Genomic DNA, 1,143 nt, shown 5'->3' on the forward strand with positions numbered 1-1,143 from the left:
TGACCTGCAACCCGTCGCCCGTACCACGGCAATAGAGAAGAATCCGCGCAACCGAGAGGACGCGCGATGCGCAAAAGCAGATTCACAGACGAGCAAGTCATCGGGTTCATCAAGCAGGCTGACGCCGGCATGAGCGTGGCGGACCTGTGCCGCCGAGAGGGGTTCAGCTCGGCCACGTTCTACAAGTGGCGGGCCAAGTTCGGCGGCATGGAGGCCAGCGATGCCAAGCGGCTGCGCGAGCTGGAAGCCGAGAACAACCGGCTCAAGAAGCTGCTGGCCGAGGCGGTGCTGGACAACGAGGCGCTGAAGGTGGCCTTTGGCGTAAAGCGCTGAGCCCACCGGCGAAGCGACGCGCGGTGGGCACGATGCTGGAAGCGAGCTCGATCAGTGAACGGCGCGCCTGCGCCTTGGTGGGACTGTCGCGCGACAGCTGGCGGCATCCGCCCCAGCGTGCGCAGCACGACCGGGCGATGAGCCAGCGCATCGTCGAGTTGGCGCACGAGCGGCGGCGCTTCGGCTACCGGCGCATCGGCGATCTGCTACGGGCCGCAGGCACCAGGATCAACGACAAGCGCGTGTACCGGCTCTACAAGCTGGCCGACCTGTCGGTGCGCAAGCGCCGCGGCAGGCAGCGTCTGAAGCTCGAACGCGTGCCGCTGCATGAGTGCCGCAGCGTCAACGAGGTGTGGAGCATGGACTTCGTCAGCGACAGCTTGGCCAGCGGACGGCGCATCAAATGCCTGACCGTCACCGACGACTTCAGCCACGAGTGCGTGGACCTCGCGGTGGACCACGGCATCGGCGGCCAGTACGTTGTGCGCGTACTCGATCAGGTGGCGCGGTTCCGGGGCTACCCGCAGGCCGTCAGAACCGACCAGGGGCCGGAGTTCACGAGTCGGGCCTTCATGGCCTGGGCGCAGGCCAAGGGCGTGCGCCACATCCTTAACCAGCCGGGCAAGCCCACGCAGAACGCCTACATCGAGAGCTTCAACGGCAAGTTCCGCGACGAGTGCCTGAACGAGCATTGGTTCCAAAGCCTGAAGCAGGCGCGCGACGAGATTGCACGCTGGCGGACCGACTACAACGAGGTGCGCCCGCACAGCAGTTGCGGGCGGATGCCGCCTGCGAAGTTCGCGGCCCAGA

The 1,143-nt window shown here is 66.5% G+C and carries 1 protein-coding gene; it reads left to right on the plus strand.

Going from position 1 to position 1,143, the window contains the following annotated elements; translation table 11 throughout:
• Positions 1–66: 66 nt before the first annotated feature.
• Positions 67–1,143, plus strand: a protein-coding gene (locus tag ABIC63_RS29875; RefSeq protein WP_354322468.1) for an IS3 family transposase whose coding sequence is annotated in 2 segments (ribosomal slippage) — positions 67–328 and positions 328–1,143 — 1,078 coding nt annotated over the 2 segments. Because the reading frame shifts where the segments join, the coding sequence is not laid out codon by codon here. This gene is flagged as partial in the annotation.

The sequence above is a fragment of the Pseudacidovorax sp. 1753 genome, from assembly GCF_040544975.1.
Classification (GTDB): domain Bacteria; phylum Pseudomonadota; class Gammaproteobacteria; order Burkholderiales; family Burkholderiaceae_C; genus Xenophilus.